Source organism: Streptomyces sp. Z423-1 (assembly GCF_013009255.1).
GTDB classification, from domain to species: domain Bacteria; phylum Actinomycetota; class Actinomycetes; order Streptomycetales; family Streptomycetaceae; genus Streptomyces; species Streptomyces gossypiisoli.
In genome coordinates, this window is the sequence record NZ_CP053109.1 from 7456756 (window position 1) to 7481337 (window position 24582).

Annotated in this window: 23 protein-coding genes; 18 read left to right on the top strand and 5 right to left on the bottom strand. The window is 72.4% G+C overall.

Annotated elements, in window-relative coordinates; translation table 11 throughout:
- Positions 1-333: 333 nt before the first annotated feature.
- From HJD23_RS33585 to der, 16 genes are all read left to right on the top strand, one after another.
- Positions 334-1983, top strand: a complete 1650-nt coding sequence (locus HJD23_RS33585; protein ID WP_171111950.1) for a CTP synthase — start codon at positions 334-336, stop codon at positions 1981-1983.
- A gap of 95 nt (positions 1984-2078) precedes the next feature.
- Positions 2079-2705 (top strand): NUDIX hydrolase, encoded by a 627-nt coding sequence (locus HJD23_RS33590; protein WP_171111952.1) that lies wholly within the window; start codon positions 2079-2081, stop codon positions 2703-2705.
- Positions 2706-2959: 254 nt separating this feature from the next.
- Positions 2960-5023 (top strand): tetratricopeptide repeat protein, encoded by a 2064-nt coding sequence (locus tag HJD23_RS33595; RefSeq protein ID WP_171111954.1) that lies wholly within the window; start codon positions 2960-2962, stop codon positions 5021-5023.
- A 132-nt stretch (positions 5024-5155) separates the two neighbouring features.
- Positions 5156-6280 carry an alanine dehydrogenase gene (gene ald, locus HJD23_RS33600; RefSeq protein ID WP_171111956.1) on the top strand — a complete coding sequence of 375 codons (1125 nt, stop codon included), beginning with the start codon at positions 5156-5158 and terminating at the stop codon, positions 6278-6280.
- Between the two features lie 371 nt (positions 6281-6651).
- Positions 6652-7830, top strand: coding sequence for a ParA family protein (locus tag HJD23_RS33605; RefSeq protein WP_171111959.1), 1179 nt, complete (start codon positions 6652-6654; stop codon positions 7828-7830).
- Complete coding sequence (locus tag HJD23_RS33610; RefSeq protein ID WP_171111961.1) at positions 7815-8384, top strand: hypothetical protein; 570 nt, start codon at positions 7815-7817, stop codon at positions 8382-8384. The genes HJD23_RS33605 and HJD23_RS33610 overlap by 16 nt, the downstream gene beginning before the upstream one ends.
- A gap of 18 nt (positions 8385-8402) precedes the next feature.
- Positions 8403-9485 carry a segregation/condensation protein A gene (locus HJD23_RS33615; protein WP_171134100.1) on the top strand — a complete coding sequence of 361 codons (1083 nt, stop codon included), beginning with the start codon at positions 8403-8405 and terminating at the stop codon, positions 9483-9485.
- A complete protein-coding gene (scpB, locus tag HJD23_RS33620) occupies positions 9482-10138 on the top strand; it encodes an SMC-Scp complex subunit ScpB (protein ID WP_171111965.1) in 657 nt (218 codons plus the stop codon). The genes HJD23_RS33615 and scpB overlap by 4 nt, the downstream gene beginning before the upstream one ends.
- Positions 10138-11214, top strand: coding sequence for a pseudouridine synthase (locus HJD23_RS33625; protein WP_171111967.1), 1077 nt, complete (start codon positions 10138-10140; stop codon positions 11212-11214). The genes scpB and HJD23_RS33625 overlap by 1 nt, the downstream gene beginning before the upstream one ends.
- A 91-nt stretch (positions 11215-11305) precedes the next feature.
- On the top strand, positions 11306-12025 hold the full coding sequence (locus tag HJD23_RS33630; RefSeq protein ID WP_171111968.1) for an NUDIX domain-containing protein: 720 nt from the start codon (positions 11306-11308) through the stop codon (positions 12023-12025).
- Positions 12022-13044 carry an ADP-ribosylglycohydrolase family protein gene (locus tag HJD23_RS33635; RefSeq protein WP_171111970.1) on the top strand — a complete coding sequence of 341 codons (1023 nt, stop codon included), beginning with the start codon at positions 12022-12024 and terminating at the stop codon, positions 13042-13044. Before HJD23_RS33630 ends, HJD23_RS33635 begins: the two co-directional genes overlap by 4 nt.
- A 110-nt stretch (positions 13045-13154) precedes the next feature.
- Positions 13155-13517 carry a chorismate mutase gene (gene aroH, locus HJD23_RS33640; RefSeq protein WP_171111972.1) on the top strand — a complete coding sequence of 121 codons (363 nt, stop codon included), beginning with the start codon at positions 13155-13157 and terminating at the stop codon, positions 13515-13517.
- Positions 13514-14599, top strand: a complete 1086-nt coding sequence (locus tag HJD23_RS33645) for a prephenate dehydrogenase (RefSeq protein WP_141311282.1) — start codon at positions 13514-13516, stop codon at positions 14597-14599. The genes aroH and HJD23_RS33645 overlap by 4 nt, the downstream gene beginning before the upstream one ends.
- A 103-nt stretch (positions 14600-14702) precedes the next feature.
- On the top strand, positions 14703-15383 hold the full coding sequence (gene cmk / locus HJD23_RS33650) for a (d)CMP kinase (RefSeq protein WP_171111974.1): 681 nt from the start codon (positions 14703-14705) through the stop codon (positions 15381-15383).
- Entirely contained in the window at positions 15380-16027 is a 648-nt protein-coding gene (locus HJD23_RS33655; protein ID WP_171111976.1) for a lysophospholipid acyltransferase family protein, read from the top strand. Before cmk ends, HJD23_RS33655 begins: the two co-directional genes overlap by 4 nt.
- Positions 16028-16103: 76 nt before the next feature.
- The gene (gene der / locus HJD23_RS33660) at positions 16104-17588 is read left to right on the top strand and encodes a ribosome biogenesis GTPase Der (protein ID WP_171111978.1); all 1485 of its coding nucleotides are present in this window, start codon (positions 16104-16106) and stop codon (positions 17586-17588) included.
- A gap of 32 nt (positions 17589-17620) precedes the next feature.
- Here der and HJD23_RS33665 read toward each other — a convergent pair whose 3' ends face one another.
- Both HJD23_RS33665 and HJD23_RS33670 read right to left on the bottom strand, forming a co-directional pair.
- Complete coding sequence (locus tag HJD23_RS33665; protein WP_171111980.1) at positions 17621-17995, bottom strand: hypothetical protein; 375 nt, start codon at positions 17993-17995, stop codon at positions 17621-17623.
- An 85-nt stretch (positions 17996-18080) separates the two neighbouring features.
- Positions 18081-18863 (bottom strand): hypothetical protein, encoded by a 783-nt coding sequence (locus HJD23_RS33670; RefSeq protein WP_141311287.1) that lies wholly within the window; start codon positions 18861-18863, stop codon positions 18081-18083.
- Positions 18864-19398: 535 nt separating this feature from the next.
- On the opposite strand from HJD23_RS33670, the gene HJD23_RS33675 reads away from it, so the two are divergent.
- Positions 19399-20085, top strand: coding sequence for a transglycosylase family protein (locus HJD23_RS33675; protein WP_171111982.1), 687 nt, complete (start codon positions 19399-19401; stop codon positions 20083-20085).
- Positions 20086-20203: 118 nt separating this feature from the next.
- Positions 20204-20689, top strand: coding sequence for a transglycosylase family protein (locus tag HJD23_RS33680; protein ID WP_171111984.1), 486 nt, complete (start codon positions 20204-20206; stop codon positions 20687-20689).
- On the opposite strand, the gene HJD23_RS33685 is transcribed toward HJD23_RS33680, so the two are convergent.
- The 3 genes from HJD23_RS33685 to HJD23_RS33695 are packed head-to-tail and all read right to left on the bottom strand — an operon-like array spanning position 20622 to position 24525.
- On the bottom strand, positions 20622-21320 hold the full coding sequence (locus HJD23_RS33685; protein WP_171111986.1) for an ATP-binding cassette domain-containing protein: 699 nt from the start codon (positions 21318-21320) through the stop codon (positions 20622-20624). The two genes, HJD23_RS33680 and HJD23_RS33685, sit on opposite strands and share 68 nt — an antisense overlap.
- Positions 21317-24049, bottom strand: coding sequence for an ATP-binding cassette domain-containing protein (locus HJD23_RS33690; protein WP_171111988.1), 2733 nt, complete (start codon positions 24047-24049; stop codon positions 21317-21319). Before HJD23_RS33690 ends, HJD23_RS33685 begins: the two co-directional genes overlap by 4 nt.
- Positions 24049-24525 (bottom strand): hypothetical protein, encoded by a 477-nt coding sequence (locus tag HJD23_RS33695; RefSeq protein WP_171111990.1) that lies wholly within the window; start codon positions 24523-24525, stop codon positions 24049-24051. Before HJD23_RS33695 ends, HJD23_RS33690 begins: the two co-directional genes overlap by 1 nt.
- Between the last annotated feature and the right edge of the window lie 57 nt (positions 24526-24582).

The window sequence follows — 24582 nt, forward strand, 5'->3', positions numbered from 1 at the left end:
TACGGGCTGGGGTGGTGCCGTGTTGCCGGCCGGCTCGGCAGCGAGTGTCCGAGCAGGATACGACGCACGTAGATGATCTGCGTGCCGCTCCGGGCAACGCGCCTGCGCCGAACGAGTGAGCACCGGGTGAGAAACAGGTGAGCGATACGCGTACGTGGCGGGCCGTGCGCGGAGCGTGGGCGGGAGCCATCGGGCCGTCGCGCTGATACCCTGGTAGCCCGTGGACCGGTGGGCACGAGACCCCGGAACCGCAGCGACGGCACCCCCGGCGACGCCCGGCACGGCAGCCGCACCGCACCCCCAGACCGAGACCACGGGAGCCTCCTCTTGGCCATGCCGCCCAAATCTTCGACGACCAAGCACATCTTCGTCACCGGGGGTGTCGCCTCCTCTCTCGGCAAGGGCCTGACCGCCTCCAGCCTGGGCATGCTCCTCAAGGCCCGGGGTCTGCGCGTCGTGATGCAGAAGCTCGACCCGTACATCAACGTCGACCCGGGCACGATGAACCCCTTCCAGCACGGTGAGGTGTTCGTCACCAACGACGGCGCCGAGACCGACCTGGACATCGGCCACTACGAGCGCTTCCTCGACCGCGATCTGGACGGCTCCGCCAACGTCACCACCGGGCAGGTCTACTCGACGGTGATCGCCAAGGAGCGGCGCGGCGAGTACCTGGGCGACACCGTGCAGGTCATCCCGCACATCACCAACGAGATCAAGCACCGCATCCGCCGCATGGCGACGGACGAGGTGGACGTCGTGATCACCGAGGTCGGCGGCACGGTCGGTGACATCGAGTCGCTGCCGTTCCTGGAGACCGTCCGCCAGGTCCGTCACGAGGTCGGCCGCGACAACGTCTTCGTCGTCCATATCTCGCTCCTGCCGTACATCGGCCCCTCGGGAGAGCTGAAGACGAAGCCCACCCAGCACTCGGTTGCCGCCCTGCGCAACATCGGTATCCAGCCGGACGCCATCGTGCTGCGCTGCGACCGCGAGGTGCCGACCGCCATCAAGCGCAAGATCTCGCTGATGTGCGACGTCGACGAGGCCGCCGTCGTGGCCTGCCCGGACGCGCCGTCGATCTACGACATCCCCAAGGTCGTGCACTCCGAGGGCCTGGACGCCTACGCCGTCCGCCGCCTCGACCTGCCGTTCCGCGACGTGGACTGGACGACCTGGGACGACCTGCTGGACCGGGTGCACCGCCCGCAGCACGAGATCAGTCTCGCGCTCGTCGGCAAGTACATCGACCTGCCCGACGCCTACCTCTCGGTCACCGAGGCGCTGCGCGCGGGCGGCTTCGCCAACAAGACCCGCGTGAAGATCAAGTGGGTCACCTCCGACGACTGCCGGACCCCGGCCGGCGCCGAGGCACAGCTGTCCGATGTGGACGCCATCTGCATCCCGGGCGGCTTCGGCGACCGCGGCGTCTCCGGCAAGGTCGGCGCCATCCAGTACGCCCGCGAGAACAGGATCCCGCTGCTCGGCCTCTGCCTCGGCCTGCAGTGCATCGTGATCGAGGCCGCGCGCAACCTGGCCGGCATCGGCGACGCCAACTCCACCGAGTTCGACCCGGCCACCGCCCACCCGGTCATCTCCACCATGGCCGAGCAGCTCGACATCGTCGCGGGCGAGGGCGACATGGGCGGCACGATGCGCCTGGGCATGTACCCGGCCAAGCTGGCCGAGGGCTCCATCGTGCGCGAGGTGTACGACGGCAAGGAGTACGTCGAGGAGCGGCACCGGCACCGCTACGAGGTGAACAACGCCTACCGCTCGGAGCTGGAGAAGAAGGCCGGCATCCTCTTCTCGGGCACCTCCCCGGACGGCAAGCTCGTCGAGTACGTGGAGTACCCGCGCGACGTCCACCCGTACCTGGTCGCCACCCAGGCGCACCCGGAGCTGCGCTCCCGGCCCACGCGTCCGCACCCGCTGTTCGCCGGGCTGGTGAAGGCCGCGGTCGAGCGGAAGAACTCGAAGTAACACACCAGTTGTACGGTGGCCGGGGTGCATATCTTCAAAGGTGAGCACCCCGGCTTGTTTGTGCACGTCCGGTAGTACGTCTGGAAGGGCAGGGCATGACGATCAAGGACACCCGCGAGGAGTGGGAGATCCGGGCGACGGACACCCCCTTCGTGGGCAACAAGACCTCGGTCCGCACGGACGACGTGGTCATGCCCGACGGCACGGTCGTGCGCCGCGACTACCAGGTCCACCCCGGCTCGGTGGCGGTCCTCGCCCTCGACGACGCCGGCCGGGTGCTGGTGCTGCGCCAGTACCGGCACCCGGTGCGCCAGAAGCTGTGGGAGATCCCGGCGGGGCTGCTCGACGTGCCCGGCGAGAATCCGCTGCACGCCGCGCAGCGCGAGCTGTACGAGGAGGCGCACGTCAAGGCCGAGGACTGGCGGGTGCTGACCGACGTCTACACCACGCCCGGCGGCTGTGACGAGGCCGTGCGCATCTTCCTCGCCCGTGGCCTGTCCGACGCCGACGGCGAGCGCTTCGAGGCCGAGCACGAGGAGATCGACCTGGAGCTCGCGCGGGTCCCCCTCCAGGAGCTGGTACGCGGCATCCTGGCCGGTGAGCTGCACAACAACTGCCTGGTTGTCGGCGTCCTTTCCCTGGTCGCCGCCCAGCAGGGCGACGGGCTCGACGCGCTGCGCCCGGCTCAGGCGCCGTGGCCGGCGCGCCCCTTCGAGGCGTAGCGCTCCGCGGGACATGCCGCGCCGCGATACGCCGTCGTTCGGCTGCGGCGCCGTTGTGGCTGGTCGCTCCCCCACTCTTCAGTCGGCGTTGCCGGACTGTCGGTCGTACGATCCGTTGATCCGATCAGGGGAGTCCTCACCGGCAACGCCCCGCTCTCCCCGGATCGTCGCAGAGCGTGAACTAGGCTCTTGAAGCGCCCGAACCCGGAGTCCCGGCGGGCCTTCGCGCGTGCGGTTGGACGGGAGTGTGGCCCGTGGCGGATCAGGCGGTGGAGCCAGACGGCGTGCAGGTGTCGGTCACCTCTGCGCAGAGCCAGTTCCTGGGCCGCACACGGGAGTTGAAGGAACTGCGCGCCGACATCGAGCGTGCGGGACTGGACACCCTCTCCGGCCGCAAGGCCCCACGCGCGCGCGTGCTGCTGATCGCGGGCCGACCGGGCTCCGGCCGTACGGCCCTCGCCGAGGAACTGGTACGACAGGTCGCCGGCCGTTATCCCGACGGGGTGCTGCGCGCCCGGCTCAGCGAACCCGACGGCACCCCCGTGCCGATGACCCGCACCGCGGGCGACCTGCTCACCGCCCTGGGCCTGCCGACCCCGCCCGGCGCCGCCGAGGACGACCTCACGGCGGCGCTCCGCGAGGGCCTGACCGGCCGCCGGGTCCTGCTCCTGCTGGACGACGCGGCCGACGCCGAGCAGGTCGACGCGCTGCTGCCGGACACCCCGGACTGCCTGGTCGTCGCCGTCGCCCGGGGCCCGCTGACCGGCATCCCGGACGTCCGCCCGTGCACCCTCGGCGGCCTCGACACCAAGTCCGCCGTCGAGCTGCTGTCCCGGCACACCGGCTCCGTCCGGATCACCGTCGACCCGCGGGCGGCGGAGGGACTCGTCGAGGCGTGCCAGGCCCAGCCCGCCGCGCTGATGATGGCCGGCGGCTGGCTCGCCACCCGCCCCCAGGCGGCCGTCGCCGACCTCACCAAGCACCTGCACGCCCAGGGCGACGACGGCACGGCGCTCAGCCGGATCTTCCGGCTGGCCTACGCCGCGCTGCCCGGCTCCGCCGCCCGGATCCTGCGCCTGCTCTCCCTCGCCCCCGCCGGCTGCATCGACCCGCACACCGCCTCCGCGCTCGCCGGCTGCTCGGTCAACGGCGCCCGGCACACCCTGGAGGACTTCGTCGCCCTGGGCCTGCTGCGCAGCAGCGGCTCGCCGCTGCCGGAGTACGAGGTGCCCGGCTGTCTGCACCCGCTGCTGCGTGCCGTCTCCGAGGCCGAGGACCGTCCCGGCGAGCTGCAGCTGGCCCGCGCCCGGCTGCTGGAGCGGACGGTACGGCTGCTGCAGTCCTGCCGGGCGATCACCGAGACCGACAATCCGCAGGCCCGCGAGAAGCTGGCCGGCACCCCGCGCGCCCTGCGCTTTCCCAGTCCCGGGGCGGCCGCCGAGTGGCTGCGCCTGCGCCGCCCGGCCCTGCTCGCCTCGGCCCGGCTCGCCGTCGCCGACGGGGAGCTGGACACGCTGGCCCGGCGGCTGATGTCCCAGCTGGTGCGGGCGATGGTGGCGCACTTCGGGATGCAGGCCGCCGCGCCCGACCTGTACGGCATCCACCGGCTCGTCCTCGACGTGGCCGAGCGCCGGGACCTGCCCCGGGAGCAGGCGGCGGCGCTGCTGAATCTGGGCGATCTGGACGCCAGTACCGGCCGGACGGCCGACGCCCTGGCCCGCTACCGGGCCGCGCTGGACGCCGGGCGCCGGGCGAACGACCCGTATGCGACCGGTCGCGCGATGGAATCCGTAGGGGGCGCGCACCAGGAGCTCGGGGATCACGACCGGGCCGCCGACTGGTTCGGCCGGGCCCTGGCCGAGCGGCTGGCCCGGGGGGAGCGCGAGGAGGCCGCCCGGCTGTACGGCCGGATCGCGACCGCGCACACCTACGCGGGCCACTACGGCGAGGCGCAGCGCAACTGGCGGGCCGCCATCGCCGGGTACCGCAAGCTGGGCGATGTGGCCGCCCACGCCCGGGCGTTGAGCGAGCTGGCGCGGGTCCAGGAGTACGCGGGGCGGCCCGAGGAGTCGTTGCGTACCTGCCAGGAAGCCGTGGAGTGGGCGCGGCGCGCGGAGGACGTGCGCCTGCTGGCCGCGCTGCATCTGCGGCTGGCCGACACGTTGGAGCATCTCGGTGATCCCGCGGCCGCCCTGCTGCACCGCAGCGCCGCCGAGCGCATGCTGGGGGAGGAGATCCAGGAGGCCGAAACGCCAGATTCAGCCACGGAACAAGACGCTAACGCCTGCGAAATCCGTAGTACACCCGCAGAAGATTGATGCAATGAAAGGCTAGACAGCGGGAACACCTTCATTAGACTGGCTCTGCCGCACGTTCTCCTGCGGTGTCTCCCGGTGTGCCCCCTGCATCCGGGTATGTCGTGCAATACACCCCCCTCTGAGCCAAGGACCGTGATCGACGTGAAGGTCGGCATTCCCCGCGAGGTCAAGAACAACGAGTTCCGGGTGGCCATCACCCCCGCCGGCGTGCACGAGCTGGTGCGCAACGGCCACCAGGTCGTCATCGAGCGCGGCGCCGGTCTCGGCTCCTCGATCACGGACGCCGAGTACGTGGCCGCCGGCGCGCAGATCCTGGAGACGGCCGACGAGGTGTGGGCCTCCGCCGACCTGCTGCTGAAGGTGAAGGAGCCCATCGCCGAGGAGTACCACCGCCTCCGCAAGGACCAGACGCTCTTCACCTACCTGCACCTGGCCGCCTCCAAGGAGTGCACGGACGCCCTGCTGGAGTCCGGTACCACCGCCATCGCCTACGAGACCGTCGAGCTGCCCAGCCGCGCGCTGCCGCTGCTCGCCCCGATGTCCGAGGTCGCGGGCCGCCTCGCCCCGCAGGTCGGTGCCTACCACCTGATGCGCGCGGCGGGCGGCCGCGGTGTGCTGCCGGGCGGCGTGCCGGGCGTGACCCCGGCCAAGGCCGTCGTCATCGGCGGTGGCGTCTCCGGCTGGAACGCCACCCAGATCGCCGTCGGCATGGGCTTCGACGTGACCCTGCTGGACCGCGACATCAACAAGCTGCGCGAGGCCGACCGGATCTTCGGTACGAAGGTCAAGGCGATCATGTCCAACTCCTTCGAGCTGGAGAAGGCCGTCCTCGACGCCGACCTCGTCATCGGCGCGGTGCTCATCCCCGGCGCCAAGGCCCCGAAGCTCGTCACCAACGAGCTGGTCTCCCGGATGAAGCCGGGAAGTGTCCTTGTCGACATCGCGATCGACCAGGGTGGCTGCTTCGAGGACTCCCGCCCCACCACGCACGCCGAGCCGACCTTCCGGGTCCACGAGTCGGTCTTCTACTGCGTCGCCAACATGCCCGGCGCGGTGCCGAACACCTCCACGAACGCCCTCACCAACGCCACGCTCCCCTACATCGTGGAGCTGGCCAACCGCGGCTGGGTCGAGGCGCTGCGCCGCGACCCGGCGCTGGCCAAGGGCCTCAACACGCATGACGGCAAGGTGGTTTACCGCCAGGTCGCCGAGGCGCACGGGCTGGACCACGTGGAGCTGGAGTCCCTGCTCGGCTAGGGCCTGATCCGCCGGACAGGCCCTAAGTCACCTTTTCGTAAAGGCGATACGTCAACACCGGTCGTCAACCGCCAGCACCCGGCCGGACCTTGCCCGACAAGGTCCGGCCGGATGTGTGTATGGTCACTTTGCGACGCTCGGTCAACTCGCCTCGAACGTAACCCTTGAACCGATTCGCACACCGGTGAAACCTGCCGTGCGACGGTCGTACGCCCTTGACAGAGGGATGTTTCATTGCCGACACATCCTGCCGGGTCCGGCGGATTGTGTTGCTGCGGACGCCCGACACGCCATAGAGTCGCCAAACGTCGGCATGGTGCCACGCTGACCTGTCTAGAAGTTTCCTGGTCACCAAGGAGGTAAGACGACTTGTGAATGAGTCGACATTTTCTCCCGGGGGTGGTCAACCAGGAAGCCCTGCGCGGGGCCAGGCTCCCGCGGGGTTCGAGGCTGTCGGCTCCGTCGCGGTGCGCACCTTCGCAGCCCACCAGAGTCACCACAAGTCAGGGGTGACTCAGCCAGCACACCAGAGCATGGATGGCCATCACGTGAACGCCATGGCCGGCGACGGAAGTGGCGCGCCCCACAACCACTTCGCCGACTACGAGGAAATGCCCGACGGGCACTTCTACGACCCGGACGCCGAGTACGAGCCCGACCCGGAGTACGCGGCCACGCTCGCGCCCGACGCGGCCCGCCAGCGCCGTGAGCGCGTCGGCCCGACCGGACGCCCGCTGCCGTACTTCCCGATCCCGGGCCCGCTGACCGACCACGGGCCCGCGACGATCATCGCGATGTGCAACCAGAAGGGCGGCGTCGGCAAGACGACGTCCACCATCAATCTGGGGGCCGCGCTCGCGGAGTACGGACGCCGGGTGCTGCTCGTGGACTTCGACCCGCAGGGCGCGCTGTCGGTCGGCCTCGGCGTCAATCCGATGGAGCTCGACCTCACCGTCTACAACCTGCTCATGGAGCGGGGCCTGTCGGCCGACGAGGTGCTGCTGAAGACCGCGGTCCCCAACATGGACCTGCTGCCCAGCAACATCGACCTGTCGGCGGCCGAGGTCCAGCTGGTCTCCGAGGTGGCCCGCGAGTCGTCGCTGCAGCGCGCGCTGAAGCCGCTGCTGCCGGACTACGACTACATCGTGATCGACTGTCAGCCCTCGCTCGGCCTGCTCACCGTGAACGCCCTGACGGCCGCTCACAAGGTGATCGTCCCGCTGGAGTGCGAGTTCTTCGCCCTGCGCGGTGTGGCGCTGCTGACCGAGACCATCGAGAAGGTCCAGGAGCGGCTCAACCCGGAGCTGGAGCTCGACGGCATCCTCGCCACGATGTACGACTCGCGCACGGTGCACAGCCGTGAGGTGCTCGCACGGGTCGTCGAGGCGTTCGACGACCACGTCTACCACACCGTCATCGGGCGCACGGTCCGCTTCCCGGAGACCACGGTCGCGGGTGAGCCGATCACCACGTACGCCTCCAACTCCGTCGGTGCCGCCGCCTACCGCCAGCTCGCCAGGGAGGTGCTCGCCCGGTGTCACGCCGAGTGAGTCTGCCGGGGGCCGACGAACTGTTCCGTACGACAGGGGGAATGGCGCTCCAGGCATCCACTCCCCGGCGCGGCGCCAACGGCGAGGCCCGGGTGCCGCCCCCCGCGGGGGAGGGCGACGCCGCGGCCGCCGCCACGGAGGACGCACCGCAGGCCGTGCCCGCGCAGGACGGGGACGGCGACGGCGCGGAGCATGTCGCGGCCGACGCGGAACCGGCCGACGCCGAGTCGCGCAGCCGGGGCGCGGAGCGCTCCTCACGACGCCAGGGGCAGACGGCGGCGCAGGAAGGTTCTGCCACGGCGACGCCGCGCAAGCGCGGACGGGCGGCCACGCGGCGTCCCAGTGGGCGTGAGCGGCACGACGAGAAGATCACGGTGTACGTGTCCGCCGAGGAGCTCATGGATCTGGAGCACGCGCGACTCGTGCTCCGCGGCGAGCACGGGCTGGCCGTCGACCGGGGGCGCATCGTGCGCGAGGCGGTCGCCGTGGTGCTGGCCGACCTGGAGACCCGGGGGGACGCCAGCATCCTCGTACGACGGCTCCGTGGACGGTAGCGATAGCCTGCGGGGGCTATGACCTCGAACGGTTCCCCAGTCCCCCCCTCCGGCCCAGCCGGTCGTCGGCGTGCGCTGGGGAGGGGGCCGGGGGCTCCGGCGGTGCCTGTGGAAGCGCCGGTTCCAGTGCAGGCGCCGCCGCCGGTCGCTGCCGTGGAGCCGGAACCCGAGGTCCCCGAGGCCGTCGTACCGGACCCCGAGCCGCAACCCGCGGAACCCGCTGAGTCCACGAAGTCCGCGGAGGGCGACACCGGCGGCTTCAAGGTGCGGCTCTCGAACTTCGAGGGCCCCTTCGACCTGCTGCTCCAGCTGATCTCCAAGCACAAGCTCGACGTCACCGAAGTCGCCCTGTCCAAGGTGACCGACGAGTTCATGGCGCACATCCGGGCGATGGGGCCGGACTGGGACCTGGACGAGACGACCGAGTTCCTGGTCGTCGCCGCCACCCTGCTCGACCTGAAGGCGGCGCGGCTGCTGCCCGCCGCCGAGGTGGAGGACGAGGCCGACCTGGCCCTGCTGGAGGCCCGTGACCTGTTGTTCGCGCGGCTGCTGCAGTACCGCGCGTACAAACAGGTCGCCGACATCTTCAGCCGCCGCCTCGACGACGAGGCCCTCCGCCACCCGCGCACCGTCGGCCTCGAACCGCAGCACGCCGAGCTGCTCCCCGAGGTCGTCATCAGCATCGGCCCGGAAGGGTTCGCGAAGCTCGCGGTCAAGGCGATGCAGCCGAAGCCCAAGCCGCAGGTGTACGTCGACCACATCCACGCGCCGCTGGTGAGTGTGCAGGAGCAGGCCGGGATCGTCGTCGCGCGGCTGAAGGAACTCGGCGAGGCCAGCTTCCGCACGCTCGTCGAGGACACCGACGACACCCTCACCGTCGTCGCGAGGTTCCTGGCGCTGCTGGAGCTGTACCGCGAGAAGGCCGTGGCGCTGGAGCAGGAGACCGCCCTCGGGGAGCTGCTGGTGCGCTGGACCGGCGGTGAGGGGGATGCCGCGCCGATGGTGACCGACGAGTTCGACCGACCGCCGGAGCAGCCCGAGCAGTCCCCGTCCCCGTCCCCGTCCCGGGAGCAGGAGCAGGAGCAGGAGGAGAAGGAGTGAGCGAGGAGACCACCGAGCTGCCGGCCGGGCTGCGTGCCGTCGCCGATCTGGAGCTGAAGCCTGCCCTGGAGGCCGTCCTGATGGTCGTGGACGAGCCCGCGACCGTGGAGCACCTCGCGAAGATACTGGAGCGGCCCAAGCGGCAGATCACCAAGGCGCTGCGGGAGCTGGCCGACGAGTACACCGCGCAGGGGCGCGGCTTCGAGCTGCGGCACGTCGCGGGCGGCTGGCGTTTCTACACCCGCCCCGAGTACGCCCCCGCCGTCGAGCGGCTCGCCCTGGAAGGCCAGACCGCCCGGCTCACCCAGGCGGCGCTGGAGACGCTCGCGGTGGTGGCCTACCGCCAGCCGGTCAGCCGCAGCCGCGTCTCCGCCGTGCGCGGAGTGAACTGCGACGGGGTCATGCGCACCCTCCTGCAGCGCGGGCTGGTCCAGGAGGCGGGCACGGAACCCGAAACAGGTGCGATCCTGTACACGACGACGAACTACTTCCTGGAGCGGATGGGCCTGCGCGGCCTGGACGAGCTTCCGGAACTCGCGCCCTTCCTCCCCGAGGCGGCGGCGATCGAGGCCGAGACGCAGGAAGGCGTGCCGTCGTTCGATCCGGACGCTCCGGATTCCGAGGACGCAGACGACAAGACGACGGAACTTTGATGCGAAGCAGCGGCAGTGGCAAGAGTGGCGGGACCGGCGGGCGCGGTAACTACCGCGGTGCCGGTAACAACAGGGACCAGAAGCAGGGGCAGGGCCGCCCCCGCAAGCCCCGCCCCGAGGAGCGCCGCTACGACGTGGGGCCAGGGGCGACCAAGGACGGCCCGAAGGCGGGACGCGGCGGCGCGGCCCGCGGCGGCGCCAAGGGCGGCCCCAAGAAGGCCCAGCAGGGCGGGCGTACGGCACCCGCACCCGCGCGCTCGCGCGAGTACGAGACGCGGGTCGAGGAACGCAACCGGGAGCGGTACGCGGGCAAGAAGGACGTCAAGCTGCCCAAGACCTTCCCCGGCGCCGAGCAGGAGGGCGAGCGCCTCCAGAAGGTGCTCGCGCGCGCGGGCTACGGCTCCCGGCGCGCCTGCGAGGAGCTGATCGACGAGGCCCGGGTCGAGGTCAACGGCGAGATCGTCACCGAGCAGGGCCTGCGGGTCGACCCGGAGAAGGACGAGATCAAGGTCGACGGCCTGACGGTCGCCACGCAGTCGTACCAGTTCTTCTCGCTCAACAAGCCCGCCGGTGTCGTCTCCACGATGGAGGACCCCGAGGGACGTCAGTGCCTCGGCGACTACGTCACCAACCGCGAGACCCGGCTCTTCCACGTCGGCCGGCTCGACACCGAGACCGAGGGCGTCATCCTGCTCACCAACCACGGCGAGCTGGCCCACCGGCTGACCCACCCCAAGTACGGCGTGAAGAAGACCTACCTCGCGCACATCGTCGGCCCGATCCCGCGCGACCTGGGCAAGCGGCTGAAGGACGGCATCCAGCTGGAGGACGGGTACGCGCGCGCGGACCACTTCCGGGTCGTCGAGCAGACCGGCAAGAACTACCTCGTCGAGGTCACCCTGCACGAGGGCCGCAAGCACATCGTGCGGCGGATGCTGGCGGAGGCGGGCTTCCCCGTCGACAAGCTGGTCCGCACGGCCTTCGGCCCGATCACGCTGGGCGACCAGAAGTCGGGCTGGCTGCGACGGCTGTCCAACACCGAGGTCGGGATGCTGATGAAGGAAGTCGACCTCTAGTCGGCCTCTAGTCCGCCCCTTGCTGGTCCCCCCTTGTGGGTGACGGCCACCCCCTTTATAGTCAGTACGACTATTAAGGGGGTGGTGGTGCATGCAGGGCTACGACAAGCACGCGTACGAACCCTTCGCCGTCACCGTCGACCTCGCCGTCCTCACCCTCCGCGCCGGCGCGCTGCACGTCCTGCTCGTCGAGCGCGGACAGGAGCCGTACGCCGGCCGCTGGGCGTTGCCCGGTGGCTTCGTGCTGCCGGACGAGTCCGCCGAGACGGCGGCCCGGCGTGAACTCGGCGAGGAGACCGGCCTGTCCGACGTCTCCGGGCTGCATCTGGAGCAGTTGCGGACCTACAGCGAGCCGGACCGCGACCCCCGCATGCGGGTCGTGTCCGTCGCCTTCACCGCGCTGCTGCCCGACCCTCCCGAGCCGCACGGCGGCGGCGATGCCGCGCAGGCCCGCTGGGTGCCGTACGACACGGCCCGGCCGCTGGCCTTCGACCACGACCGGATCCTGGCCGACGCGCACGAACGGGTCGGCGGCAAGCTGGAGTACACCGGCCTCGCCACCGCCTTCTGCCCGCCCGAGTTCACGCTCGGCGAGCTCCAGCAGGTCTACGAGACCGTGTGGGGCACCCCGCTCGACCGGCCCAACTTCCGGCGCAAGGTGCTCGCCACCCCCGGCTTCGTCGAACCGGTCCCCGGCGCCGCGCGCCTGACCGGTGGCCGCGGCAAACCCGCCGCCCTCTACCGCGCGGGCGGCGCCGCCGCCCTGCACCCGCCCCTCCTCCGACCGTCCCGGGAAGGACGCCCCGCATGACCACGACCACCGTCCGCAAGCGCGCCGCCACCGGCTCCCTGCTCGGCCTCGCCCTCGGGGACGCGCTCGGCTTCCCGACCGAGTTCAACAACGTCCCCTCGATCCTCGCCAAGTTCGGGCCCTGGCGGCAGATGGAACTGCCCACGCCCGCGATCGTCACCGACGACACACAGATGACGCTGGCTCTGGGGCGCGGGCTGCGGACGGCGATGGACCGGGGGGTGCTCGGGCCCGCCGAGCTGGCCGAGCCCGTGCGGCAGGAGTTCATCGCGTGGAACCGCTCCCCGGAGAACAACCGGGCTCCCGGCAACACCTGCATCAGGGCCTGTGTCCTGCTGGAGCAGCCGGACCGGCCCTGGCAGGACGCCAGCCAGATCCACTCCAAGGGCTGCGGCGCCAACATGCGCGTCGCGCCGATCGGCCTCGTCCCCGGGCTGAGCGACGAACAGCGCGCGGGCGCCGCCCAGTTGCAGGCCGCCCTCACGCACGGGCATCCGACGGCCCTCGCCGCGTCCGACCTCACCGCGCACGCCGTACGGCTGCTGGCGCAGGGTGCCGAGCCGGCCGGACTGGTCGGGCTGCTGCGGTCGTACGCCTACGAGAACCGCAACCACTACCACGAGCGCTGGCTGGGCGATCTGTGGACGCGGGCGGAGGACGCCACGCCGGAGCAGTTCATCGCGCGCGGGTGGGACGAGTGCCTGGGGGTGCTCGACCGGCTGCGGGACGCCGTACGGACGATCTCGCCGGAGACCGACCCGTGCCTCGCCACGGGGGAGGGCTGGATCGCCGAGGAGGCGCTGGCCACCGGGCTGCTGTGCTTCCTGCTGTTCGTGGACGAGCCGCTGACGGCCCTGCGCCGGGCCGCGTGCACCGCCGGCGACTCCGACTCCATCGCCTGCCTCGCCGGCGCCTTCGCGGGTGCGTACCTCGGCGCCGAGGCCTGGCCGACGGAGTGGGCGGACCGGATCGAGTACCGGGGGGAGCTGGTGACGCTGGGCGCGCTCTGGGACCTCTGAGGCGTCTGCTCCGTCTCAGGGGGCGAGCGCCCCGCACCTGTGCGTAGCGGGCTGACTAGGCTTGATGGACGTAGAGCCGATTCGCAGAGCAAGCAGCAAGGAGCATCGCCGTGGCGGTACGAGCGGTCCGGGGCGCCGTCCAACTTCAGCGGGACGAGGCCGGCCACATGGACGAGCAGGTCGGGGCCCTGCTCACCGCCATCCTGGAGCGGAACGGGCTGACCTCCGAGGACCTGATCAGCATCTGGTTCACGGCCACGCCCGACCTGCACAGTGACTTCCCGGCCGCCGCCGCCCGCAAGCTCGGCATCCTCGACGTGCCGCTGATCTGCGCCCAGGAACTGGACATCGAGGGCGCCATGCCCCGGGTCGTCCGTGTGCTCGCGCACATCGACTCCGACAAGCCGCGCGCCGACATCAACCACGTCTACCTCGGCGCCGCCGCCGCTCTGCGCAAGGACATCGCCCAGTGAGAACCGCACTCGTCATCGGCACCGGGCTCATCGGCACCTCCGCCGCCCTGGCCCTCGCCCAGCGCGGCGTCGTCGTCCACCTCGCCGACCACGATCCCGAGCAGGCCCGTACGGCGGCCGCGCTCGGCGCCGGCACGGACGAGGCGCCCGAGGGGCCCGTCGACCTCGCGATCGTCGCCGCCCCGCCCGCGCACGTCGCCGCGGTGCTCGCCGACGCCATGCGGCGCGGGGTCGCGCGCGGGTACATCGACGTGGCCAGCGTCAAGGGCGGCCCGCGCCGGGAGCTGGAGGCGCTCGGGCTGGACCTGACCTGGTACCTCGGCACGCACCCCATGTCCGGCCGGGAGAAGTCCGGCCCGCTGGCCGCGACCGGCGACCTCTTCGAGGGCCGCCCCTGGGTGCTCACGCCCACCCGGGACACCGACACCGAGGTGCTGAACCTCGCCCTGGAGCTGGTCTCGCACTGCCGTGCCGTGCCGGTCGTCATGGACGCCGACGCCCACGACCGGGCCGTGGCGCTGGTCTCGCACATGCCCCACCTGGTCTCCAGCATGGTCGCCGCCCGTCTGGAGAACGCCGAGGAGGCGGCCGTACGGCTGTGCGGGCAGGGCATCCGGGACGTGACCCGGATCGCCGCCTCCGACCCGGGGATGTGGATCGACATCCTCTCCGCGAACCCCGGCCCGGTCGCCGACCTGCTCAGCGATGTCGCCGCCGACCTCGGCGAGACCGTCCAGGCCCTGCGTGCCCTGCAGTCCTCCGACGAGGCCAAGCGCCGGGAGGGGACCGTGGGCATCGAGGACGTGCTGCGGCGGGGCAACGCCGGGCAGGTCCGCGTGCCCGGCAAGCACGGGTCGGCGCCGCGGGCGTACGAGGTCGTCGCGGTGCTCATCGACGACCAGCCCGGCCAGCTGGCCCGCATCTTCGCGGACGCGGGGCAGGCCGGGGTCAACATCGAGGACGTGCGCATCGAGCACGCGACCGGGCAGCAGGCCGGTCTCGTGCAGCTGATGGTGGAGCCGAAGGCGGCGCCAGTACTGACGGCGGCCCTGCGGGAGCGAGGGTGGGCGATCCGGCAGTAGCGGCAGGCGTGCGTGCGGCCGGACGAGTGACCCGCACCCAGTAACCTTGTGCGGGGCACCGTCACGCCCCACACCACCACCCTGGCCCAGGAAGGTCCCCACAGTGGAAAGCGCCCCGGCAGTGATTGTCGCCATCGACGGCCCCTCCGGCACGGGCAAGTCGAGCACGTCGAAGGCAGTGGCGGCGCAGCTCGGTCTGAGCTACCTGGACACCGGTGCCCAGTACCGGGCGATCACCTGGTGGATGGTGACCAACGGGATCGACGTCGACGACCCGTCGGAGATCGCCGCCGTGGCCGGCAAGCCGGACATCGTCTCCGGTACCGACCCGGCGGGCCCGACGATCACGGTCGACGGTGTGGACGTCGCCGGTCCGATCCGCACCCAGGAGGTCACCGCCAAGGTCAGCGCGGTCAGCGCGGTGCCCGAGGTGCGCGCCCGGATCACCGAGCTGCAGCGCTCGATCGCGGCCGCCGCGGAGAACGGCATCGTCGTCGAGGGCCGCGACATCGGTACGACGGTGCTGCCGGACGCCGACCTGAAGATCTTCCTCACCGCCTCCCCGGAGGCCCGCGCCGCCCGCCGCAATGGTGAGCTGAAGGGCACGGACATCAACGCCACCCGCGAGGCCCTGATCAAGCGGGACGCCGCCGACTCCAACCGGAAGACCTCGCCGCTCGCCAAGGCGGACGACGCGGTCGAGGTGGACACCACCGACCTGACGCTGCCGCAGGTCATCGAGTGCGTCGTCACCCTCGTCGAGGAGAAGCGGGCGGCGAAGTGACCGAGGCACCGTCCCGGCGGGGCGCGGAGGCCGGCCGGCGCATCGGCCTCTCGCTGATGCACGCGCTGTGGCGGCCCCGGGTGCTGGGCGCCTGGAAGGTCCCGGCGACCGGCCCGGTCATCCTCGCCGTCAACCACTCGCACAACGTCGACGGCCCCATGGTGATGGGCGTCGCGCCCCGGCCGGTGCACTTCCTGATCAAGAAAGAGGCGTTCGTCGGCCCGCTCGACCCCTTCTTGACCAGGATCGGCCAGGTGAAGGTGGACCGGCAGAGCACCGACCGTACGGCCGTCACGCGGGCGCTGGACGTGCTGTCGGCCGGCGGTGTGCTGGGGATATTCCCGGAGGGCACCCGGGGTGAGGGCGACTTCGCCTCGCTGCGCGCCGGGCTCGCGTACTTCGCCGTGCGCAGCGGCGCGCCGATCGTCCCGGTCGCCGTGCTGGGAAGTTCCGAGCGGCGGGGACGGTTGATAAAGGGGCTGCCTCCGCTGCGGCACCGCATCGACGTCGTCTTCGGCGAACCGTTCGAGGCGGGCGACGGCAGCGGGCGGCGTACCCGCACGGCGCTGGACGAGGCGACCGAGCGCATCCAGAAGCAGCTCACCGAGCACCTGGAAAACGCCAGGCGCCTTACCGGGCGCTAGGCGACACTGAGTAGTGGATCACCCCGAACCGGGGTACTCCACCGATCACCACGATGAACGACGAGGTACGGACTTCATGAACGACCAGATCCAGCCCGACGGCTCGGACGCGTTCGAGCACGATCACGGGGCGCTCGGCGACGTCGAGTACGCGGAGTTCATGGAGCTCGCCGCCGAAGAGGGCTTCGACCTGGAGGAGGTCGAGGGCGCCATCGAGGCGGCCGGGCACGGACCGCTGCCCGTCCTCGCCGTGGTCGGCCGCCCCAATGTCGGCAAGTCGACTCTCGTGAACCGCATCATCGGCCGCCGCGAGGCCGTCGTCGAGGACAAGCCGGGCGTCACCCGCGACCGTGTCACCTACGAGGCCGAGTGGGCGGGCCGCCGCTTCAAGGTCGTCGACACCGGCGGCTGGGAGCAGGACGTCTTCGGCATCGACGCCTCCGTGGCCGCCCAGGCCGAGTTCGCCATCGAGGCGGCCGACGCGGTCGTCTTCGTGGTCGACGCCAAGGTGGGCGCCACCGACACCGACGAGGCGGTGGTACGACTGCTGCGCAAGGCCGGCAAGCCCGTCGTGCTGTGCGCCAACAAGGTGGACGGCCCGAGCGGCGAGGCCGACGCGGCCTACCTGTGGTCCCTCGGCCTCGGCGAGCCGTACCCCGTGTCCGCGCTGCACGGCCGCGGCACCGGCGACATGCTGGACGCGGTCCTTCAGGCGCTGCCCGACGCGCCGCGCGAGGCGTTCGGCGGTACCGGCGTCGGCGGCCCGCGCCGCGTCGCCCTGATCGGCCGCCCGAACGTCGGCAAGTCCTCGCTGCTGAACAAGGTGGCGGGCGAGGAGCGCGTCGTCGTCAACGAACTCGCCGGCACCACCCGCGACCCGGTCGACGAGCTGATCGAACTCGGCGGCAAGACCTGGAAGTTCGTCGACACGGCGGGCATCCGCAAGCGCGTCCACCTCCAGCAGGGCGCCGACTACTACGCGTCGCTGCGCACCGCCGCCGCCGTCGAGAAGGCCGAGGTGGCCGTCGTCCTGATCGACGCCGCCGAGTCCATCTCGGTGCAGGACCAGCGGATCATCACCATGGCCGTGGAGGCGGGCCGCGCGCTCGTCGTCGCGTACAACAAGTGGGACACCCTCGACGAGGAGCGCCGCTACTACCTGGAGCGGGAGATCGAGACCGAGATGGGTCAGGTCTCCTGGGCGCCCCGCGTGAACGTCTCGGCGCAGACCGGGCGGCACATGGAGAAGCTGGTCCCGGCGATCGAGACGGCCCTGGCGGGCTGGGAGACGCGCGTTCCGACGGGCCGGCTGAACGCCTTCCTGGGCGAGCTGGTCTCCGCCCATCCGCATCCGGTCCGGGGCGGCAAGCAGCCGCGCATCCTGTTCGGCACCCAGGCCGGCACGAAGCCCCCGCGGTTCGTGCTCTTCGCCTCCGGCTTCATCGAGGCGGGCTACCGGCGCTTCATCGAGCGTCGGCTGCGCGAGGAGTTCGGCTTCGAGGGGACGCCGATCCATATCTCGGTGCGGGTGCGCGAGAAGCGCGGCGCCAAGAAGAAGTGACTGGAGGGCGGCCCCGGCGGGGGCCGCCCTTTTCAGATGCCCCGGCGGGGGCCGGGTGGCAGCGCGGGGACGTGGTGCGTCCCGGTGGAGTGCTGCCCGATCGTGCCGACCCGCTGCCACGTCGGCTGCTGCCCACCGCCGTGCCGGGTGCTCTGCGCGCCCACGCTGTAGGCGCTGTACGAGCCGCTCTGCGATCCCGAGCCGTGCCTGAGGTATCCGAAGGCGATGAACTGCAGGTTCTCCTCACCGCGCCGGTCACCCGGCAGCGCACGGAAGGACTGGACGTACTCGGCGTAGAGCGCGTCGTAGATCGGCGTGGCCGATGGCCCGCCGGAATGATCCTGACCCGAGCGAGCGGACGGAATCGGCTGCAGGGACTGGCGGCGGGGAACGTCGTATGCGTGCACGTATGTCCAAACGACCCCGGACGGGAAGAGATGCGGTCGGGCAGCGCCCCTTGGGGGGCGCCGGGCGGTGCAGGGGGTCCCGCGCTCACGTCCCCGCGAGCGGCAGCACACTCGCCACCAGCTTGCCGTTTGCCGCGGCCTTGTCCAGCGCATCCCGCAGCAGGTCCTCCCGGGGCTGGCGCCCGATGGACCCCACCGGCGCCGCGAACATCAGCACCTGCTGGTGCTTGTTCGCGGCCGCCCGCCACCCGTCGGTCACCTGCAACGGCTGGTGCGCCTGCCACCAGGCCACCGGCTGCCCGCCGTTCACCCCCGGCTGGAGCACCGCGTGCAGCTGCCCCATGGCCAGCAGCACCGACCAGCCGTGCAGCACCGGCGGTACGGAGTTCAGCTCGGTCACCGGCATGAAGCCCTGCTCGATCAGCAGCGGCAGGAAGTCGTCCCCGGCGGCGGTGGAGCCGGGGCGCACGATGGGGCCCGTGGGTTCCACGACCAGGGCCGGGTGCAACTCCCCGGCGATCAGGACGAGTCCGCTGGTGACCCCGAGTACGGCCTGCTCGGGCACGACCTTGTCGGGGTCCAGGTCGACGGTGTTGCCGCTGATGGACTTCACGGCGCCCTGGAGCTGTTCCTCGGTGACCTGGACGACCTGTGAGGGCAGGCAGCCGGCGTGGGCGAAGGCGAGCACGGCGGTCTCGTCGCCGATGAACAGCACGGTGCTGGTGCGCTCGCGCTCGGAGTCGCCCGGGGTGCGGCAGGACGTGCAGTCGTAACTGCCCGGGGCGGTGTCTCCGGCGAGCAGCCGGTCGGCTTCTTCGTCGCCGATCTCGGCGCGAACCTCGTCGCTGACGTCGAGCATGCGCGGCACGGGTGGCTCCCTCGGGATGCGGTGCGTGGCGAGGCCGGGTGGCTCCCGGCCTGTGGTCCGGGGTGGGTCCCCGGCTCATGAAGAAGACAACGGGCGAGCTGTGGCGGTAGTCACGCTGCACGGCGAACGGAATCGACCCATCCACCGCACACGGTCACGCCCGTCGCTGAATCGGCCACTCTCCGTCAAGTCGGCGTGCACACAAGGGACTTGAGCCGGTGAGGTGAGTCACAGAACGGCGGGAGGAGTGGTCGACAAATCCTGAAATCGGCGAATGAAATGGGTGGCCGAAATTCGTCGCTACCTCAGGTAACCGCGAACTGGCCCGGAAGGACGGGCAGTTGGTTGATCCCGGCTCGTCATGCTCCGTACATTCCTCCGCCGTGTGCAACGAGCACCGCTCGGGTACGTCCGCCGCCGCATCAGCCAGCACCGCAGCAAGCCCCTCGGCGGACGGGACGGAGCACGCCGACCGCGCCCATGCGCGGAGAGCGCGCCTCGTCCGGGGACCCCGGGTCCGTGGAGAGGGAACTACATGTCCGATTGTGCCGATACCACTCGCTACAACGTCCGTAAGACCCGTACGACGGCGGTTCTCGCCGGGGCGGCCCTGCTCGCCCCGCTCGGGCTGCTGGCCGTGAGCGGCAACGCCGCGGCAGCGGACGGCGGAGTGTGGGACCGCATCGCCCAATGCGAGAGCGGCGGCAACTGGCACATCAACACCGGCAACGGCTACTACGGCGGACTCCAGTTCTCCGCCGGCACCTGGCGTGCGTTCGGCGGCACGGCCTACGCCCCGACCGCCGACCAGGCCTCCCGGGAGCAGCAGATCGCCGTCGCCACCAAGGTCCAGCGCGTCCAGGGCTGGGGCGCCTGGCCGACCTGTTCCGCGCGTGCCGGGGCGTACGGCAGCGCACCGGCCGCACCCGACGCGTCCGCCGGGAACTGGGCCCCGACGCAGTCGTCCCAGTCCCAGCGGTCCCAGTCCCAGTCGTCCCCGTCCCCGTCCCGGTCGTCGCAGCCCGCGCAGGCGCCGGCGCGCGAGTCGGGGCGCACCGACCGCGACGCGTCCCGCGGTGACTACACCGTCCGCCAGGGCGACACGCTGAGCGGCATCGCGGCCCGCAACGGCACCACCTGGCAGCGGCTCTACGCCGCCAACAAGGCCGTCATCGGCGGTGACCCCGACATGATCGTGCCCGGGCAGCGCCTCGACCTCTGAGCCGCTCCCTCCTTGTAAGCAGCACGGGGGCTCCGCCCGGTCCGCCGACCGGGTGGGGCCCCGGCCGTACCGGGCGCGGCTCGACCGGTCCGCACGGCACGCTGCCTAGCGTGAGCCGATGAACCGTACGCCCCTCATGCTCGCCCTCGCCACCGCCCTGCTCACCGTCCTCGCCCCCGTCGCCGCCCACGCGGCGCCTCCGCCCCCGGCGTCCGGACCGTCCGCCCGGCACGCGCCCTCCTCGTGCTCCGACGACCAGTGGCCCTGGGGGTGCGTCGCCAAGTGCGAGAGCGGCGGGCGCTGGCACCTCAACACCGGGAACGGCCACTACGGAGGCCTGCAGTTCTCGCAGTCCACCTGGCAGGCGTTCGGCGGCCTGAAGTACGCCCCGCGCGCGGACCTCGCCACCCGCAAGCAGCAGATCACGGTCGCCCGCGAGGTCGTCGCCGTGCAGGGATGGCAGGCCTGGCCGGTCTGTGCGAAGCGCTACGGCCTCAAGGGCCGCTCGTCCCCCTCGAAGCGGCACATGACGCCGGTCATCCCGGGGGATGCGGCCCGTGTGCAGGACGCCCCCGCGATGCTCGGCCTGCCGCTTCGCGTCTGAGCAGCTCGCCCGCCTCGCCGCCGAAGACGACGGCACCACGGCGCAACTCGTACACCAGTGCCGGTCGGTCGCGCAGGGCGGGCGGCAGCCGCTGCTCGGCGACCACCACGCACGCGTCCAGCGCCGCCAGCACCTCGTACGTCCGGGTCGCGACCGCCGGGGACATGCCCTGCGCGGGTTCGTCGACGAGCAGCACGCGCACGCGTGCCGGCAGCGCCCGGGCGAGGGCCAGCATCCGCTGCTCGCCGCCGGAGAGCGTGCCGGCGCGGCGCGCGAGCAGGGCCTCCAGCCGGGGGTAGGCGGCGAGGGCGGTGTCGTAGGAGGGCGCGGCGAGTTCCAGGTTCTCCCGCACGGTGAGCGAGCCGAACACGGCCTGCCGTTCGGGTATGAGGCACAGTCCGCGGCGGGCGCGCTCGAAGGCGGGCATACGGGTGACGTCGGCGCCGTCCCACACCACCGCGCCGCCCGCCAGCGGCACCGTTCCGGCGAGTGCGCGCAGGGCCGTCGTACGGCCGGAGCCGTTGCGGCCGAGCAGGACGGTCAGGCCGGGGGAGGGGGCGGCGAGGGTGATGCCGTGCAGGGCTTCCAGGGGGCCGTAGCGCACGCGCGCGTGGCGCAGGGCGATGGTCACGAGGTGGCCTCCCGCGTGCCGAGGGTGTCGAGGACGTGGCGGGGCGGGCCGGAGGCGATGATCCGTCCGGCCGTCATCACGTGCACGACGTCGGCGAGGTCGGCGACCAGGTCGAGGTCGTGCTCGACCACGAGCAGGGCGGTGCCGTCGGCGGCGAGCGCCCTCAGCACGCGGGCCAGTGCGGCCACTTCGGCGCTGTCCAGACCGGCGGCGGGCTCGTCGAGCAGCAGCACGCGCGGGGCGCCCGCGAAGGCCCGGGCCAGTTCGACGCGGCGCAGGGTGCCGGTGGGCAGCCCGGCGGCGGGCAGCGCCCGGACCGGCCCGTCCAGCCCGAACAGCCGCAGCGCCCGCTCCACGGCCCCCGGATCGGCGACCCGCCCCTGCTCGGCACCGACGCGCACGTTGTCGGCGACGGTCAGCGAGGGGAACACGGCCAGCTGCTGGAAGGTCCGCGCGATGCCGAGCCGGGTACGGGCGTGGGCGGGCAGCCGGGTGATGTCCCGTCCGCCGAGCAGGACACGCCCGTGCGCGGGGCGCAGGGTTCCGGCGAGGCAGTGGAAGAGGGTGCTCTTCCCTGCGCCGTTGGGGCCGACGACCGCGGTGACCCGGCCGGGCGGGAGGTCGAGGTCGACGCCGTCGAGGGCGGTGAAGCCGCCGTAGCGGGCGTGCAGGGCGCGTGCGCGGAGGGTGGGTGGTGTGGCGGGGCGTGTGGGCATCGGGGGAGGTTGGGGGGAGGGGACTGGGGACTGGGGCCGGGCAGCTGTCACTTGCGAGGCCTCCGGCTCCACCGGCCGGACCTTCTTCCGCGCCCGCCCCGCCGGCCCCACCGTCTTCCGCACCGCCTCCACCCGCCGCACCCTCCTCCGCACCCGCACCCCCAGCGGCGTGAGCGTCCCCCCGCGTCGCAGCCGCAGCCTGGTCGCCGCCGTGCGCAGGGCCTCGTACGGGCCGCCGGGGAAGCGGCCGACGAGGACGGCCAGCAGGCCGACGAGGGCGGCCGCGACGCCGCCGCGGGTGCCCGCGTCGAGGCCGACCAGGAGGGCCGCGGCGGCGAGTGCGCCGAGGGTGCTGTCGGCGCCGAGCACGACGATCGCGGCGAACCACAGCAGCCCGCGGACGGGGTCGTAGGCGGCGGGGTCGAAGGCGCGCAGCCCCATGCCGAGCATGCCGCCACCGAGGGCGGCCAGCGCCGCGCCCGCGACGAACGCGAACAGCTTCAGGGAGGGCACGCGGACCCCGGCGGCCTGCGCGCCCGACTGGTGGTCCCGCATGGCCGCGAGCGCCCGGCCGGTACGGCCCCGGCGCAGTGCGTGCGTCGCCAGCAGGGCGGCGGCCAGGAGGGCCAGTTCCAGGAGGTAGTAGGCGCGGTCGCCCTCGAAGCCCGCGGGGCGGCCCAGGGCGAGGCCCGAGGTGGCGTACGGCTGGGCGAAGACGAAGCGGCTCACTCCGACTCCCACCGCGAACGTCGCCAGCGCGAGAGCCAGCCCCTGGCGGCCGATCGCGGGCCAGCCGGTCAGCAGGCCGAGCGGGGCGACCAGCAGGACGGCGACCGCCAGCGCGGCCAGTTCCGGCAGCCGGGGCAGGCCCGGGAAGCGGCCGGCCGCGAGCAGGGCCGTGAACAGGGCGCCCAGGCCCGCGTACGCCGCCTGCCCCAGCGAGATCTGGCCGCCGCGCCCGGTGACGACGACCAGGGAGAGCAGCACCACGCCCAACGCCGGGACCTGCACCGACGTATGCAGGTCCCGGCCCGCGAAGCCCAGCGGCAGCAGGAACAGCACGCCGGCCACGATCCAGGCGCCCGGCGGCGTCGGCACGCGCGCGGTGGCCGTGCGCGGCAGCGCGTCCCGGGTACCGACGCCGGGCAGCACCAGTGCCGCGACCAGCAGCGCCACCACGAACAGGTTGGCGCCGACCGCCTGCAGCAACGGCTCGGCCCAGCCCCCCGGATGAAGCCGCGTCAGCTGCGCCTGCGCCACCCCGATGCCCACCGCCACCACGACGGCGACCGGCAGACCGCGCATCCGTGCGGCCACCGCGACCGCCACCACCTCCATGACCAGCAGCGGCATGCCGTACGGGTCCAGGCGCACGTACGGCGCCAGCAGCACGCCCGTCAGGCCCGCCGTGAACGCCCCGAACGCCCACCCCGCCGCCGCCACCCGGTCCGCGTCGATCCCGCCCAGCACGGCCAGCTGACGGTCGTCCACGACCGCGCGCAGCTCCCGCCCGAACCGCGTCCACCAGGGGGTCCGGGGGTGTCCCCCGGAAGGACGCAGTACTGCGGCGACCCCGGCCGCCAGCACGACCACGACGGCCAACTGCCCCCACGGCTCGTCCGGCACCAGCACCGGCGCGTCGTCCCGCGCCCCCTGCCCCCACAGCAGGGCCGCCCCGCCCACCAGCAGCACGAACACACCGATGGACGCCACCAGCGTCTGCGCGGGATCTCCGCCCAGCACCGACAGCGGCCGGAACACCCACCGTTCCAGCGCCACACCGAGGGCCGGAGCGACGACGACCAGCGTCACCACGGCCCCCAGCCACAATGGCCAGCCCCACTCGACCACGCACTGCCGCAGCCCGTACGCGCACACCATCGCGATCGCCCCGTGCGCGAAGTTGAGCACGCCGGTCGCGCGGTACGTCACGATCAGCCCGATCCCGGTGAGCGCGGCGGCGCTGCCCACCGACAGCCCGGCGAGCGTCAGGTCGTAGGTGAGCGAGGACATCAGGGGGCAGCTTCGGCGGGCTCGCAGATCGGGCACGGTCCCAACTCGCCGCCCGCCAGCAGCTTCGCGTCCACCGGCACCGCCTCCGCCTTGCCGGTCACCAGCGGGCAGTCGGCGCGGTGCAGCAGCGTCCCGCCCGGCACCATCAGCAACGTCCCGCTGACCGCGACCGGCACGGCCGCCGCCTGCCCCGGCTCGTCCGCGTCGGCGGGCTCGGCGGCCACCAGCAGCCCGTACAGCTCCTCCGCGCGCGCGGCGGCGACGGTGGTGCGGCCGTGGGTGAGCAGTACCGCGCCGGCGACGATCAGCGCGGCGCCGGGGACCGTGCAGGAGGCGAGGTAGGGCAACTGCCGCTCGGCGAACCGCTCGCCGGAGACGCCGTACCAGCCGAGCACGCACAGCACCGCGCCCGCCGCGAGCGCGGCCCAGCCGGCCCACAGGACGGGGTGCACGGATCGCAGTCGGGATGTCCGCATCGATGGCTCCCACAGGTCGTGCGTCTGGCTGTGTCAGCCGATGGCTTGCACTATGCC